The sequence below is a fragment of the Microbacterium ginsengisoli genome (assembly GCF_000956535.1).
Lineage (GTDB): Bacteria > Actinomycetota > Actinomycetes > Actinomycetales > Microbacteriaceae > Microbacterium > Microbacterium ginsengisoli.
This window is the reverse complement of record NZ_JYIY01000044.1, coordinates 1-14704: the sequence shown is the minus strand read 5'-3', so window position 1 is coordinate 14704 and position 14704 is coordinate 1. Positions and strand designations below refer to the sequence as shown.

Sequence of the window (14704 nt, the reverse complement as noted above, 5' to 3'; positions counted from 1 at the left end):
GGCGTGGGAAGCTCGCGCGTGCTCAGAACAGCGTGGCGAGGGACACCCGAGTGCCGGCGTCGGCCAGCGCCGTACGGGCGGCGTGCCAGCCCGCCATGCCGTGCACGGCGGGGCCGGGCGGGGTCGACGCCGAGCAGAGGTAGATCCCCGGCAGCGGGGTGCGCCACGGCGACCCGGCGAGCACGGGCCGCGCGACGGCCTGCGCGAGCGTGAAGGCGCCGCCCGAGACATCCCCGCCGACCTCGTTCGGGTTGCCGAGCTCACGGTCGGCGGCGGTCGTCGTGTGCGCCGCGAGCACGAGGTCGCGCACTCCGGGCGCGTGCCGCTCGAGTTCGGCGAGCACCGTCTCGAGCGGGTCCCGCCGCGACCCACCCGGAACATGCGCGTACGCCCAGAGCACGGCGCGCCCGGCGGGAGCGCGGGTGTCGTCGACGACGGAGGGCTGCACGACGATCACGAACGGATGCCGCGGCTCCCGCCCGCTCGCAACGATGCGCTCCGCGCGCACGGTGTCAGAGGCCGCCCCACCGAGGTGCACGGTGAGGGCGCCCGCGAGGAGCGGATCCGTCCACGGCACCGGCCCCGCGAGAGCGAGGTCGACCTTGGCGACGCCGGCGCCGTAGCGGAACCCGCGCACCCGCCGGGCGTACGCCCGCGGCAGCGCGGGGGAGGACAGCAGCAGCCTCGGCGACGTGTCGAGCATCACGAGGTCGCCGCGCGCCGGGTCGCCGCGGTCGAGCAGTTCGAGAGAGCGCACCCGCAGGCCGGTCTCGAGGGTGCCGCCGTGTCGGTGCAGGTCGGCGATGAGCGCGTCGATGATCGCGCCCGCGCCGCCGCGCGGGACCGGCCAGCCCGCCGCCTGCGCGTAGGTGCCGAGCACGAGTCCGGCGGCGGACGCGGTGGGCGACGGCAGCCGCGTGTTCGCGTGAGCCGCGAGGCCGGTGAGCAGCGCCCGGACGGCGGCCTCACGCGGCGGCAGGGCGGTGACGGCGGCGGCCTGCGCGGCCAGCAGCGCGGCGGTGACGGGATGGCGCGGCATCCCGAGCAGCGCATCGGTCGCCGTGCGGGCGACCTCGTCGGCACGGGCCACGAGCGGGGCTAACACGCGTCGCCAGGCCGGGCCGCCTGCGCCGAGCTGCTCGATCGTGCGGTCGAGGGAGCGCCACACCGCCGCGGCACCGCCCGGGAGCGCGTGCGCGAAGGACAACTCGGGTGTGATCCAGTCGATCGGCGACGCTCGCGTGAACGCCCCGAAGAACGGCGAGGCGAGTGCCGCCGGATGCACCGCCGACCCGACGTCGTGGCGGAAGCCCGGCAGCGTGAGCTCGGCCGTGCGGGCTGCCCCGCCCGGGGCGGCGGCCGCCTCGAGCACGCGCACCTCGTAGCCTGTGCGCGCGAGGGTGACCGCCGCGGCGAGCCCGTTCGGACCCGACCCGACGACGGTCGCGCGTGGCACGGTCAGGCGCCGACGTAGGCGGCGAGGTGCTCGCCCGTGAGGGTCGAGCGGGCCGCGATCAGGTCGGCGGGGGTGCCCTCGAACACGATCCGGCCGCCGTCGTGTCCGGCGCCCGGGCCGAGGTCGACGATCCAGTCGGCGTGGGCCATCACGGCCTGGTGATGCTCGATGACGATGACCGACGTGCCCGCGTCGACGAGGCGGTCGAGCAGCGCGAGCAGCTGGGCGACGTCGGCGAGGTGCAGTCCGGTCGTCGGCTCGTCGAGCACGTACACCTGCGCCTTCGTGCCCATGTGCACGGCGAGCTTCAGCCGCTGGCGCTCGCCGCCGGAGAGGGTCGTGAGGGGCTGGCCGATCGTCACATAACCGAGCCCGACGTCGACCAGCCGCTGCAGGATCGCGTACGCCGCCGGCACGGAGGTCGCTCCGGGGGCGAAGAAGGCCGCGGCATCCGCCACCGACAGCGCCAGCACCTCGCTGATGTCGAGGTCGCCGAGGTGGTAATCGAGCACCGACGCGTCGAACCGCTTCCCCTCGCACACCTCGCACAGCGACGACACCGTCGAGAACGGTCCGAGATCGGTGAAGACGACCCCCGCGCCGTTGCAGTTCGGGCACGCGCCCGCTGAGTTCGCGCTGAACAGTGCGGGCTTCACGCCGTTCGCCTTCGCGAACGCCGTGCGGATCGGGTCGAGAAGGCCGGTGTAGGTCGCCGGGTTGCTGCGCCGCGAGCCCTTGATCGCGCCCTGGTCGACCACCACGACGCCGTCTCGTCCCGCGACCGACCCGTGCACGAGCGAGCTCTTGCCCGAGCCGGCGACCCCCGTCACGACCGTCAGCACGCCGAGCGGCAGGTCGACGTCGACGCCCTGCAGATTGTGGGTCGACGCCCCGCGCACCTCGATCGCCCCCGACGGCGTGCGCACCTCGGACTTCACCGCCGCGCGGTCGTCGAAGTGGCGCCCGGTGAGCGTGTCGGCGGCGCGCAGCTCGTCGACGGTGCCGGTGAACACGATGTTCCCGCCCGCCGTGCCGGCGCGCGGGCCGATGTCGACGACGTGGTCGGCGATCGCGATCGTCTCGGGCTTGTGCTCGACGACGAGAACCGTGTTGCCCTTGTCGCGCAGTCGCTGGAGCAGCTCGTTCATGCGGCGGATGTCGTGGGGGTGGAGTCCGACCGTCGGCTCGTCGAACACGTAGGTGATGTCGGTGAGGGCGGAGCCGAGGTGGCGGATCATCTTGATGCGCTGTGCTTCGCCTCCCGACAGCGTCCCCGACGCACGATCGAGCGAGAGGTAGCCGAGGCCGATCGAGGAGAACGAGTCGAGCAGGTCGCGCAGGCCGACCAGCAGGGGGGCGACCGAGGCGTCGTCGATCGTGCGCGCCCAGGCCGCCAGGTCGCTCACCTGCATCGCGCATGCGTCGGCGATCGAGATGCCGCCGACGAGCGACGTGCGCGCCCCTTCGTTGAGGCGGGTGCCGCCGCACTCGGGGCACTGCTGGAACGTCACCGCCCGCTCGACGAACGCGCGGATGTGCGGCTGCATCGCCTCGACGTCCTTCGAGAGCATCGACTTCTGGATGCGCGGCACGAGGCCCTCATAGGTCAGGTTGATGCCGTTGACCTTCACCTTGGTCGGCGCCTTGTAGAGGAAGTCGTCGCGCTGCTTCGCCGTGAACGTCGAGATCGGCTTGTCGCCCGGGTAGAAGCCCGACTCGGCGTAGCCGCGCACCATCCACCCGTCGGCCGTGTAGCCCGGGATCGTGATCGCACCGTCGATGAGCGACTTCGTCTCGTCGAACAGCTGCGTGAGATCGATGTCGGAGACCGCGCCCATGCCCTCGCAGCGCGGGCACATGCCGCCGGTCTGCTCGAACCGGCGCACCTCCTTCACGGTGCGGCCGTCGCGCTGGCTCGTGACTGCGCCCTGGCCGCTGACGGTCGGCACGTTGAACGAGAACGCCTGCGGCGAACCGAGGTGCGGCGTGCCGAGCCGGCTGAACAGGATGCGCAGCAGAGCGTTCGCGTCGGTCGCCGTGCCGACGGTCGATCGAGAGTTCGCGCCGAGCCGCTCCTGGTCGACGACGATCGCTGTCGTCAGCCCCTCGAGCTGATCGACCTCGGGCCGCGACGGCGTGCCCATGAAGCCCTGCACGAACGAGCTGTACGTCTCGTTGATGAGCCGCTGCGACTCGGCCGCGATCGTGCCGAACACGAGCGAGCTCTTCCCCGAGCCCGACACCCCGGTGAAGACCGTCAGGCGACGTTTCGGGATATCGACGTCCACCCCCGCGAGGTTGTTCTCCCGCGCGCCGCGCACGCGGATCCACTCGTGGGCGTCGGCGGCGGGTGAGGGCGTCGTCATGACGCCAGGGTAGTCGCGGCGCCCGTCATGCCGGCGGGGGTCCGGTGCGATAGGTGTGAGAGCAGCGGATGCCGCGGCTCAGAGCTCGGCGGAGAGCCGCCGCGTGACCTCGGCCAGCGGCATCCGTCTCGGGAACACCGCCACGACCACGTCGTCGTCGGCACCCTCGGGGGAGGGGCCGACGTCGAAGCGCGCGAGCACGTCGTCGAGGGCGGCGCGGAGGGTCTGGGTCGGGATGCGCTTCGTGCCCCGCAGCAGCTGCCGGAGCACGTGGTTGTGCACCGCGGTGACCTCGGCGGCGAAGCTCACCGCCGTGAGCGGCTCGATGCCCGGCAGCGCGCGCCGCAGGTACTCGTCGAACAGGCGCTCGTAGCGGAACACCGTGACGATCTCGCGGTCGCGCAGCGTCGGCACCTGGCGCACCACGGTGTAGCGTCGGCGGGCGAGCTCGGGATCGGCGAGGTAATGCCGGTAGACGATGAGGGATGCCTCGCAGATCGCCTCCCACGGATCCGCGTGCGCCCGATCGAGGAAGGTGCGGAGGCGCTCGAGCACCGCGTCGTGGTCGGCGAAGACGACATCGTCCTTGCCTCCGAACTGCCGGAAGAAGGTCGAGCGGGAGATGCCCGCCGCCTTCGCGATCTGGTCGACGGATGTCGCCTCGAACCCCTGCGAGGCGAACAGCTCGAGCGCAGCCTGGACGACGACGGTGCGTGCGTCGTCCGCCGGTGTAGTCACGCTCATGGAGGCCGAGCCTACTCGCGCTCACGGCGGAGGCACATCGGCACGCGGTATAGGCTGGGGCACTGGTCGTTTATCTCGACGTCGAGACGCTTTTGGAGCGTCGTCATCCCGTTCGCCCCAGCGAAGGAAGCACTGTGGATCTGTACGAGTACCAGGCACGTGACCTATTCGAGAAGTACGAGGTGCCGGTACTCCCGGGCATCGTCGCGGACACTCCCGAAGAGGTGAGGGCGGCCGCGGAGAAGCTCGGCGGCGTCGTCGTCGTGAAGGCCCAGGTGAAGACCGGTGGCCGCGGAAAGGCCGGCGGCGTGAAGGTCGCGAAGACCCCGGACGAGGCGTACGAGGCGGCCAAGGCCATCCTCGGCCTCGACATCAAGGGCCACGTCGTCAAACGCGTCATGGTCGCCGGCGGCGCCCGCATCGACAAGGAGTTCTACTTCTCGGTGCTGCTCGACCGCTCGAACCGCTCCTACCTGTCGCTCAGCTCGGTCGAGGGCGGCATGGAGATCGAGGAGCTCGCCGTCGAGCGTCCCGAGGCGCTCGCGCGCATCGAGGTGAACCCACTCACCGGCATCGACAAGACCAAGGCCGTCGAGATCGCCCGCGCCGCGAAGTTCCCCGAGGAGCTCGTCGAGAAGGTCTCCGACGTCTTCGTCAAGCTCTACAACGTCTACACCGGCGAGGGTGCGACCCTCGTCGAGGTGAACCCGCTGATCCTCGACGCCGACGGCAACATCATCGCCCTCGACGGCAAGGTGACCCTCGACGACAACGCATCGGAGGTGCGTCACCCCGAGCACGAGCTGCTCGAGGACAAGGATGCGGCCGACCCGCTCGAGGCGAAGGCGAAGGCCGCCGGCCTCAACTACGTGAAGCTCGACGGTCAGGTCGGCATCATCGGCAACGGTGCGGGCCTGGTCATGTCGACCCTCGACGTCGTCGCCTACGCCGGTGAGAACCACGGCGGCGTGAAGCCCGCGAACTTCCTCGACATCGGCGGCGGCGCCTCGGCGACCGTCATGGCCGCGGGCCTCGACGTGATCCTCGGTGACGCGCAGGTCAAGAGCGTGTTCGTGAACGTGTTCGGCGGCATCACCAGCTGCGTCGCGGTCGCGGACGGCATCGTGAAGGCCCTCGAGATCCTCGGCGACGCGGCCACCAAGCCCCTCGTCGTACGCCTCGACGGCAACCAGGTCGACGAGGGTCGTGCGATCCTCGCGGCGGCCGGCCACCCGCTCGTGACCCTCGCCGCAGGCATGGACGAGGGCGCCGACAAGGCCGCCGAGCTGGCGAACGCCTGAGCCGCGGCATCCGGATAAGGAACTAGGACTATGTCGATCTATCTCAACAAGGACTCCAAGGTCATCGTCCAGGGCATCACCGGCGGCGAGGGCACCAAGCACACCGCGCTCATGCTGAAGGCGGGCACCCAGGTCGTCGGCGGCGTGAACGCCCGCAAGGCCGGCACCACCGTCGCGCACAAGGATGCCGCGGGCGCCGACGTCGAGCTGCCCGTGTTCGCGTCGGTGGCCGAGGCGATCGCCGCGACCGGTGCCGACGTGTCGATCGCGTTCGTGCCGCCGGCGTTCACGAAGGACGCCATGATCGAGGCCATCGACGCCGAGATCCCGCTGCTCGTCGTCATCACCGAGGGCGTGCCCGTCGGTGACACCGCCGAGGCTTGGGCCTACGCACAGAGCAAGGGCAACACGACCCGCATCATCGGTCCGAACTGCCCCGGCATCATCACCCCGGGCGAGTCGCTCGTGGGCATCACGCCGGCGAACATCACCGGCAAGGGCCCGATCGGCCTCGTCTCGAAGTCGGGCACCCTGACCTACCAGATGATGTTCGAGCTGCGCGACCTCGGCTTCTCGACCGCCATCGGCATCGGCGGCGACCCGATCATCGGCACGACCCACATCGACGCGCTCGCCGCCTTCGAGGCCGACCCCGAGACCAAGGCGATCGTCATGATCGGCGAGATCGGCGGCGACGCCGAGGAGCGTGCGGCGGCCTTCATCCAGGCCCATGTCACCAAGCCGGTCGTCGGCTACGTCGCCGGGTTCACCGCACCCGAGGGCAAGACCATGGGTCACGCCGGCGCGATCGTGTCGGGCTCCGCCGGCACCGCGCAGGCCAAGAAGGAGGCCCTCGAGGCTGCCGGCGTCAAGGTCGGCAAGACCCCGAGCGAGACCGCCGCGCTGCTGCGCGAGATCATCGCGTCGCTCTGATCCGAGCGCATTCGACGGGCCGGCGGTTCACCGCCGGCCCGTCGTCGTTCCCGGATGCCGCGGCCCGCGCCGCCGCGGATCGGTCCGTGCCGCGAGGCCGTTGCGTCGCACATGACGGATGCCGCCCCGCGCCGCGGTGCGCGGGGTTAGGGTGAGCGCATGCCTCTCTCCGGTGAGTACCTTCCGTCCACGGCCGACTGGGCCCGCACCCAGGCGGAGGCCTTCGAGGCCTCGAACGGCGCCGACGCCTCATCCCTTCGCGGCGCGGCGATCATCGTGCTGACGACCGTCGGCGCGAAGACGGGCGGCCTGCGCAAGACCGCGCTGATGCGGGTCGAGCACGACGGTCACTACGCGATCGTCGCCTCGAAGGGCGGTGCCCCGCAGCCTCCCGCCTGGTACTGGAACGTGCGCGCCAACCCGCACGTCGAGCTGCAGGACGCCGACGTCAAGCTCGACTACACCGCACGCGAGGTCGACGGCGACGAGTACGCCCAGTGGTGGGAGCGCGCCGTCGCGGCATGGCCCGACTACGCCGAGTACCAGAAGAAGACCGACCGGCGCATCGCGCTGTTCGTGCTCGACCCGATCGAGCACTGAGCTGCTCGTGCTCGACCCGATCGAGCACTGAGAGCTCGGGCGCGCCCGCCCGGCGAGCGCGGACGCCGCAGGTAGGGTCGGAAGGCCATGCAGCGTCTGGTCGTCACCCTCCTCGCCGCCCTCGATGCCTTCGTCGCGGCGGCCATCAGCGTCGGCGCCGCGGTGGTGCCCCTCGCGCTCCTGTGGATCACCGCCGTCAGCGGCGCCGGCCCCGCCGCGCTGTGGCAGGCGACCGCGGCCGTCTGGCAGCTCGGGCACGGCGTGCCGCTGTCGGTGACACTGCCGACGGAGTACCTCGTGCAGGCGGGCATCGACGACACGGCCGCCACCTTCACTCTCTCGCTCGCACCGCTCGCGTTCCTCGCGTTCACCTTCTTCTTCGCCGCTCGATCGGGCTCGCGCGCCGCGCAGGCGGGCGCCTGGGTGACGGGGGTCGTCTCGGGGGTCGTCGTGTTCGCCGCGGCATCCGCGCTGATCGCGCTGACCGGGGCGCAGCCGCTGGCGAGCGCCGCACTCTGGCAGGCGTTGCTGTTCCCGCCCCTCGTCTATCTCGCGGGTGCCCTCGCGGGCGCGATCGCCCGCGCATGGAGCGACGGCGACGACGGGCTCATCGACGCGGTGCGGTCCCGGACCGACGCACTGCCGGGCATCTGGCCCGAGGTGCCGGGTCTCGCCGTGCGCGGCGCGGTGACCGCCCTGACCGCACTCGTGGGCGTCTCGGCGCTGGCCTTCGCGGTCGCCGTCATCGTGCGGGGCACCGCGATCGTCACCCTCGCGCAGCAGGGCGGCGTCGATCTGATCGGCGCGGTCATGATCGAGCTCGGCCAGCTCGTCTACCTGCCCACCCTGATCGTCTGGACGATGTCCTATCTCGCCGGCCCCGGCTTCGCGCTCGGTGCCGGCTCGACGATCTCCCCCGTCGGCACCCACGCGGGCGTCGTGCCCGGCGTGCCTGTGCTCGCCGCATTGCCGCCATCGGGGACCGTGTGGCTGCTCGCGCTCGTGCTGCTGCCGATCGCGGCGGGTGCGGTGGCCGGGTGGGTCGTGCGCTCCCGGGTCGCCGACGAGACCGCCACGATCGGTGGACACGAGCCGTGGGGTGCGCTCCTCGCCCTCACCGGCGCGATCGCACTGCTCGCGGGCGGGGGAGCGGCGCTGTTCGCCGCACTCGCCGGCGGATCGATCGGCCCTGGACGCCTCGCCGTCACCGGTCCCGACCCGGGCGCGGTCGCGCTCGCGGTCGCGATCGAGGTCGCGGTGGGAAGCGGCATCCTGCTGCTCGCCCCCCGCGGCGCCCGCGACGACGCCGATCGCCCCGCGCCGGTGACTCTGGGAGGGTCGCCGAGCGCCTGGTTCGACGTCGACGGCACCGGCCGCCCCGACCCGTCGAGCACCGGAGCGGGCGGTCGCGACGAGGGCTCCGAGGCTCCCCGTTAGACTGACCGGGTGCTGACGGTCGCCGTACTGATCTCGGGCACGGGCTCGAACCTCCGAGCCCTGCTGGACGCCGCCGCCGACCCCTCCTATCCCGCCCGCATCGTCGTCGTGGGAGCCGATCGCGAGGCGGACGGCCTCGCGCACGCCGAGGAGTTCGGCGTGCCGACGTTCGTCGTGCCGTGGCGCGGCGCCGCCGAACGCGACGCGTGGGGCGCGGAGCTCTCCGCGCAGCTGCGCGTCTGGCAGCCCGGCCTCGTCGTGCTGAGCGGGCTCATGAAGCTGCTGCCCGCCGCCGTCGTCGACGAGTGGTCGCCCCGCATCATCAACACGCACCCTGCGTTCCTGCCCGAGTTCCCGGGCGCGCACGGGGTGCGCGACGCCCTCGCCGCCGGTGCCACCCAGACCGGCGCCAGCGTCATCGTCGTCGACGGCGGCGTCGACGCGGGCCCGATCCTCGCCCAGGAGCGTGTGCCCGTGCTCCCCGGTGACGACGAGAACGCCCTCCACGAACGCATCAAGCCGGTCGAGCGCCGCCTGCTCATCGACATCGTGCGCCGCATCGCCGACGGCGAGCTCGATCTCGCCGCGCCCGCCCTTCACTGATCCGCAACCCCCGAGAACCGAGGAGCTCCATGGCCGGTCCCCGACACGATCCCGCCGACTACCGACCCCGCGACGTCGTGCCCGTGCGGCGCGCGCTCGTCTCGGTCAGTGACAAGACGGGGCTGCTCGACCTCGCCCGTGCCCTCGCCGACGCCGGCGTCGAGATCGTCTCGACCGGCTCGACCGCGGCCTCCATCCGGGACGCGGGCTTCGCGGTGACGGATGTCGCCTCGGTCACCGGCTTCCCGGAGTCGCTCGACGGCCGTGTGAAGACGCTCCACCCCGCCGTGCACGCGGGCCTCCTCGCCGACCTGCGGCTGGCGACCCACGAGGCCCAGCTCGCCGGGCTGGGCATCGCCCCGTTTGAGCTCGTCGTCGTGAATCTGTACCCCTTCGTCGAGACGGTCGCCTCGGGCGCCCAGGGCGACGACGTGGTCGAGCAGATCGACATCGGCGGCCCCGCCATGGTGCGCGCCTCGGCGAAGAACTTCGCGAACGTCGCGATCGTCGTCTCGCCCATGTCGTACCCCGCGATCATCGACGCGCTCGGCGCCGGCGGCACGACGCTCGACCAGCGCCGCGATCTCGCCGCCCGGGCGTTCGCTCACACGGCGGACTACGACCGCGCGGTGGCGACGTGGTTCTCCGAGGAGACCCTCACGACCGAGGACCTGCCCGCCCACCTCACGATCCGCGCAGAGCGCATGTCGACGCTTCGCTACGGCGAGAACAGCCACCAGCGCGCGGCGATCTACACGCGTGCGGGCGGCCACGGCATCGCCCAGGCGACCCAGCTGCAGGGCAAGGAGATGTCGTACAACAACTTCGTCGACGCGGATGCCGCGCTCCGCGCCGCGTTCGACATGGTGCTGCCCGCGGTCGCGATCATCAAGCACGCGAACCCCTGCGGCATCGCGGTCACCGCGGCGAACGCGCTCGACCCCATCGCGTCGGCCCACCTGCGCGCCCACGCCTGCGACCCGGTGTCGGCCTTCGGCGGCGTGATCGCCGCGAACCGCACCGTGACGCTCAAGATGGCCGAGAACCTGCGCGACATCTTCACCGAGGTGATCGTCGCCCCCGACTTCGAGCCGGAGGCGCTGGAGCTCTTCAAGCTCAAGAAGAACCTGCGCGTGCTGCGTCTTCCCACCGACTGGCGCCAGGAGCCCATGGATGTGCGGCTCGTCTCGGGCGGCCTGCTGCTGCAGGACGCCGACCGCTTCCCGGCCGACATCGACTCGGTGTGGAAGAACTGGCAGCTCATCACGGGCGAGATGCCCACGCACGACGAGCTGCAGAACCTCGTGTTCGCGTGGAAGGCCGGTCGCGCCGTCAAGTCCAACGCGATCGTGCTCGCGAAGGACTCCGCCACGGTCGGCATCGGCATGGGCCAGGTCAACCGCGTCGACTCGTGCCGTCTGGCCGTCGAGCGGGCGGGCGACCGTGCCGCCGGGTCGGTCGCGGCATCCGATGCGTTCTTCCCGTTCTCCGACGGACCGCAGGTGCTCATCGACGCGGGCGTCAAGGTCATTGTGCAGCCGGGCGGCTCGGTGCGCGACGACGAGACCATCGAGCTCGCGCGCGAGCGCGGCGTCACGATGTTCTTCACGGGCGAGCGGCACTTCTTCCACTGACCCGCGCGGCGCGCGGCCTCAGGCGGTCGCGCGCCCATCGGTCTCGAGCAGGCGCAGCCACACCTCGCTGATCGTCGGATACGACGGCACCGCGTGCCACAGCCGCTGCACCGGCACCTCGCCCACGATCGCGATCGTGGCGGAGTGCAGCAGCTCGGCGACATCCTGACCGACGAACGTCGCGCCGATGATCACGTCGCGCTCGTCGTCGACGATCATGCGGGCGCGGCCGCGATAGTGGTCGGCGTAGGTGGAGGCGCCCGCGATCCAGGACAGGTCGTAGTCGACGACCCGGATGCCGCGCCCCGCCGCCCGCGCGGCCGCCTCGGTGAGACCGACCGACGCGACCTCGGGATCGGTGAAGGTCACCTGGGGAACGGCGGCGTGGTCGGCCGTCGCGACGTGCCGGGACCACGGGGCATCCGAGACGTCGCCACCCGTCGCGCGCGCGGCGATCACGTCGCCCGCCGCGCGCGCCTGGTACTTGCCCTGGTGGGTGAGCAGCGCCCGACGGTTCACGTCGCCGACGGCGTAGAGCCAGTCGGTGCCCTCGACCCGCAGGGTGTCGTCGACCGTCAGCCACGACCCGGGGGCGAGGCCGACGGTCTCGAGGCCGAGGTCGTCGGTGCGCGGCACGCGTCCCGTCGCGACGAGCACCTCGTCGGCGTGCACGCGGGTGCCGTCGTCGAGCGTCAGCACAGCGTTCTTCTCGGCACGGTGCGCCGCGGTGACGTTCACGCCGGTGCGCACGTCGACGCCGCGCTCGGCGAGCGCGTCGCGCACGAGCTCGCCCGCGAACTGCTCCATTCCGCCGAGCAGACCGCCGCGTGCGAGCACGACGACCGAGGCCCCGAGATCGTTGTAGGCGGTCGCCATCTCCACAGCGACGACACCGCCGCCGATGATCGCGAGGCGCCCGGGGATCTCGGTCGCGGCGGTCGCCTCGCGGCTCGTCCAGGGGGCGATGTCGGCGAGTCCCGGAGTCGCGGGCAGGAGGGCGGCTGTGCCGGTGCTCACCGCGACCGCGTGGCGGGCGATGAGCGTCGTGCGGGTGCCGTCGGTGCCCTCGACCTCGACGCGCCGCTCGCCGGCGAGGCGTCCGTGACCGCGCACGAGGTCGATGCCCGCTCCCTCGAGCCAGCGCACCTGCGAGTCATCCGACCAGTCGTGGGTCATGCCGGTACGTCGACGCAGCACCCCCGCGACATCAGGTCGTTCGCCGGTGACCTGACGTGCACCGTCGACGTCGCGGGCCGCTCGCAGCGCCGCCCCGGCGCGCAGCAGCGCCTTCGACGGCATGCACGCCCAGTAGGAGCACTCGCCGCCGACCAGCTCGCTCTCGACGATGATGACCGACAGGCCGCCCTGCACGGCGCGGTCGGCCACGTTCTCGCCCACCGGCCCCGCGCCGATCACGATCAGGTCGTAGGTGCGTTCGCTCATGACCTCACGGTAGCCCCGGGGTGGGACGCTCCGGCACGGCGATGTCCGAAAACCGCGAGCCGGATGCCGCGGCCCGTGCCAGGCTGGGGGCATGCCCGGCCTCAGTCTCACCTTCGACGAGCGGTATCGCGCCATCCGGTCGCGCGACGTGCGCTTCGACGGGCAGTTCGTGACCGCCGTGCGCTCGACCGGCATCTACTGCCGGCCGAGCTGCCCGGCGCGCACCCCCCACGAGCGCAACGTCACGTTCTACTCCACGAGTGCCGCGGCGCACGAGGCCGGCTACCGCGCATGCAAGCGCTGCCTGCCCGAAGCCGCTCCCGGCTCGCCCGACTGGAACCTGCGCGGCGACATCGCGGGCCGCGCCATGCGCTTCATCGCCGACGGCATCGTCGAGCGCGAAGGCGTGCCCGGGCTCGCGCGCCGGCTCGGCTACTCGAGCCGGCAGCTCGGTCGCATCCTGCAGGCCGAGCTCGGCGCCGGCCCCCTCGCCCTCGCCCGGGCGCATCGGGCCCATACCGCGCGCATGCTGCTGGTCGGCACGGACCTGTCGATGACGGATGTCGCCTTCTCCGCCGGGTTCGCCAGCATCCGGCAGTTCAACGAGACCGTGCGAGAGGTGTTCTCGCTCGCTCCCACCGACCTGCGGCTGCGCCGGCGCTCCCGGGTCGCCGCCGGGCACGGCGAGATCGACCTCGCCCTGCCGCACCGCACGCCGCACGAGACCGCCGGAGTGTTCGCGTGGATGGCGGCGCGCGCGGTGATCGGCGCCGAGGTCGCGACATCCACCTCGTTCGCCCGCACCCTGCGTCTCGCCCACGGCACCGCCTGGTTCGAGGTGCGCAGCGACGGCGACACCCTGCGGCTGCGCGCCCGCCTCGAACGCCTCGCCGACCTCGCCAGCCTCGTCGCCCGCGTGAGGCGGCTGTTCGACCTCGACGCCGACTCCGACGCGATCGACGAGGCGCTCGCCTCGCATCCCGAGCTCGCCGCGAGCATCGCCGACGCACCGGGCGTGCGGGTGCCGGGCGCCGCCGACCCGCACGAGATGCTGATCCGAGCCATGGTCGGCCAGCAGATCACCGTCGCCGCGGCGCGCACCGCGCTCACGACGCTCACCGACGAGCTCGGCGAGCGGATCGAGCCGATCGAGACCGCCGACCGCCTCTTCCCGACGATGCGCGCGATCGCCGACCACGGCGCCGAGGTGCTGCGCGGCCCGGCCGCCCGCATCCGCGCCATCACGGGGGCGGCCCGCGCGCTCGCCGACGGCGAGCTGGAGCTCACCACCGGCGACGACGGCGCCGCCCAGCGCGAGGCGCTGCTCGCGATGCCCGGCATCGGCCCGTGGACGGCCGACTATGTGCGCATGCGCGTCATCGGCGACCCGGACGTGCTGCTGCCGGGCGACGTCGCCGTGCGCACCGGCGCCGCACGGCTGGGCATCCCTGCCGATCCCGCCGGGCTCACCGCCTGGGCGGACCGCGTCGCGCCGTGGCGCAGCTACCTCACCGCACACCTGTGGCGTGCGGTATCCGCCCCGCTGACTCCCCGAAAGGCGTCCTCATGACCGCCCGCACCTTCGCCGTCGTCGACACCCCCGACGGCCCCTTCGCACTCCTCGCCGACCCGGACGGCGCCGTCGTCGCCTCGGGCTGGACCGCCGACCTCGATGCCCTCCTCGCGCGCCTCCCCGAGCGCGAGCGCGGCGTCGACGTCGTGTCCGGTGCGAGCGAGCACACCGCCGCGGTCGAGGCGTTCTACGCGGGCGAGGTCGCCGCGATCGACACCGTGCCCGTGCGCCAGTGGGGCACGCCGCTGCAGCAGCGCGGGTGGGCCGGTCTGCGGGCGATCGCGGCGGGGCATCCGCTCACCTACGCCGAATTCGCCGTCGCGCTCGGATCGCCGACCGCCGTGCGCGCCGCCGCCTCGATCTGCGCCCGCAACGCGCCCGCGCTCTTTGTGCCCTGCCACCGCGTGCTGCGCACCGGCGGCGCCATGGGCGGATTCGTCTGGGGCGTCGAGGTCAAGCGCTCGCTGCTCGCGCGCGAGGCCGCCGCGCGCTGACCCGCCGCGCGCTGCGCGCGCCACGCTGCGCGCGCCGCGCTCGCCGTCGCATCCACCCCCACCTCCACCCCCACCCCCGCCTCCACCGATTTCGCCGAATCAACCCCCGCCCGCCGAATC

Annotated in this window: 12 protein-coding genes; 8 read left to right on the top strand and 4 right to left on the bottom strand. The window is 72.6% G+C overall.

Annotated features, from left to right (window positions below; genetic code table 11):
* Positions 1-22: 22 nt before the first annotated feature.
* From RR49_RS01225 to RR49_RS01215, 3 genes are all read right to left on the bottom strand, one after another.
* Entirely contained in the window at positions 23-1456 is a 1434-nt protein-coding gene (locus tag RR49_RS01225; protein ID WP_045246008.1) for a phytoene desaturase family protein, read from the bottom strand.
* Between the two features lie 2 nt (positions 1457-1458).
* On the bottom strand, positions 1459-3822 hold the full coding sequence (locus RR49_RS01220; protein WP_045246006.1) for an ATP-binding cassette domain-containing protein: 2364 nt from the start codon (positions 3820-3822) through the stop codon (positions 1459-1461).
* A gap of 78 nt (positions 3823-3900) precedes the next feature.
* On the bottom strand, positions 3901-4566 hold the full coding sequence (locus RR49_RS01215) for a TetR/AcrR family transcriptional regulator (RefSeq protein WP_045246005.1): 666 nt from the start codon (positions 4564-4566) through the stop codon (positions 3901-3903).
* 134 nt (positions 4567-4700) lie between these two features.
* Between RR49_RS01215 and sucC the strand changes: the two genes are divergently transcribed.
* The 6 genes from sucC to purH all read left to right on the top strand — a co-directional run bounded on the left by sucC (position 4701) and on the right by purH (position 11074).
* Positions 4701-5867, top strand: coding sequence for an ADP-forming succinate--CoA ligase subunit beta (sucC, locus tag RR49_RS01210; RefSeq protein ID WP_045246004.1), 1167 nt, complete (start codon positions 4701-4703; stop codon positions 5865-5867).
* 30 nt (positions 5868-5897) lie between these two features.
* Positions 5898-6800, top strand: coding sequence for a succinate--CoA ligase subunit alpha (gene sucD, locus RR49_RS01205; RefSeq protein WP_045246003.1), 903 nt, complete (start codon positions 5898-5900; stop codon positions 6798-6800).
* 159 nt (positions 6801-6959) lie between these two features.
* Positions 6960-7400 carry a nitroreductase family deazaflavin-dependent oxidoreductase gene (locus RR49_RS01200; RefSeq protein ID WP_045246002.1) on the top strand — a complete coding sequence of 147 codons (441 nt, stop codon included), beginning with the start codon at positions 6960-6962 and terminating at the stop codon, positions 7398-7400.
* An 87-nt stretch (positions 7401-7487) separates the two neighbouring features.
* Positions 7488-8837, top strand: a complete 1350-nt coding sequence (locus RR49_RS01195) for a cell division protein PerM (RefSeq protein ID WP_048809456.1) — start codon at positions 7488-7490, stop codon at positions 8835-8837.
* Positions 8838-8846: 9 nt separating this feature from the next.
* Positions 8847-9440: a phosphoribosylglycinamide formyltransferase gene (purN, locus tag RR49_RS01190; protein ID WP_045246001.1), complete on the top strand. Its 594-nt coding sequence runs from the start codon at positions 8847-8849 to the stop codon at positions 9438-9440.
* Positions 9441-9469: 29 nt separating this feature from the next.
* Positions 9470-11074 carry a bifunctional phosphoribosylaminoimidazolecarboxamide formyltransferase/IMP cyclohydrolase gene (gene purH, locus RR49_RS01185; protein ID WP_045246000.1) on the top strand — a complete coding sequence of 535 codons (1605 nt, stop codon included), beginning with the start codon at positions 9470-9472 and terminating at the stop codon, positions 11072-11074.
* A gap of 18 nt (positions 11075-11092) precedes the next feature.
* Here the strand turns inward: purH and RR49_RS01180 are convergent, their stop codons facing one another.
* Entirely contained in the window at positions 11093-12517 is a 1425-nt protein-coding gene (locus RR49_RS01180) for a dihydrolipoyl dehydrogenase family protein (protein ID WP_045245999.1), read from the bottom strand.
* A gap of 91 nt (positions 12518-12608) precedes the next feature.
* On the opposite strand from RR49_RS01180, the gene RR49_RS01175 reads away from it, so the two are divergent.
* Together RR49_RS01175 and RR49_RS01170 are read left to right on the top strand one after the other, a co-directional pair.
* Positions 12609-14087, top strand: coding sequence for a DNA-3-methyladenine glycosylase 2 family protein (locus RR49_RS01175; protein WP_045245998.1), 1479 nt, complete (start codon positions 12609-12611; stop codon positions 14085-14087).
* Complete coding sequence (locus RR49_RS01170) at positions 14084-14584, top strand: methylated-DNA--[protein]-cysteine S-methyltransferase (RefSeq protein ID WP_045245995.1); 501 nt, start codon at positions 14084-14086, stop codon at positions 14582-14584. Before RR49_RS01175 ends, RR49_RS01170 begins: the two co-directional genes overlap by 4 nt.
* The last annotated feature ends 120 nt before the right edge of the window (positions 14585-14704 follow it).

What these genes read in the sequence shown, in the direction of transcription:
- RR49_RS01220 (WP_045246006.1), bottom strand. Translation starts at nt 3,822, where the DNA reads ATGACGACGCCCTCACCCGCCGCCGACGCCCACGAGTGGATCCGCGTG.
- RR49_RS01215 (WP_045246005.1), bottom strand. Translation starts at nt 4,566, where the DNA reads ATGAGCGTGACTACACCGGCGGACGACGCACGCACCGTCGTCGTCCAG.
- sucD (WP_045246003.1), top strand. Translation starts at nt 5,898, where the DNA reads ATGTCGATCTATCTCAACAAGGACTCCAAGGTCATCGTCCAGGGCATC.
- RR49_RS01200 (WP_045246002.1), top strand. Translation starts at nt 6,960, where the DNA reads ATGCCTCTCTCCGGTGAGTACCTTCCGTCCACGGCCGACTGGGCCCGC.
- RR49_RS01195 (WP_048809456.1), top strand. Translation starts at nt 7,488, where the DNA reads ATGCAGCGTCTGGTCGTCACCCTCCTCGCCGCCCTCGATGCCTTCGTC.
- purH (WP_045246000.1), top strand. Translation starts at nt 9,470, where the DNA reads ATGGCCGGTCCCCGACACGATCCCGCCGACTACCGACCCCGCGACGTC.
- RR49_RS01180 (WP_045245999.1), bottom strand. Translation starts at nt 12,517, where the DNA reads ATGAGCGAACGCACCTACGACCTGATCGTGATCGGCGCGGGGCCGGTG.
- RR49_RS01175 (WP_045245998.1), top strand. Translation starts at nt 12,609, where the DNA reads ATGCCCGGCCTCAGTCTCACCTTCGACGAGCGGTATCGCGCCATCCGG.
- RR49_RS01170 (WP_045245995.1), top strand. Translation starts at nt 14,084, where the DNA reads ATGACCGCCCGCACCTTCGCCGTCGTCGACACCCCCGACGGCCCCTTC.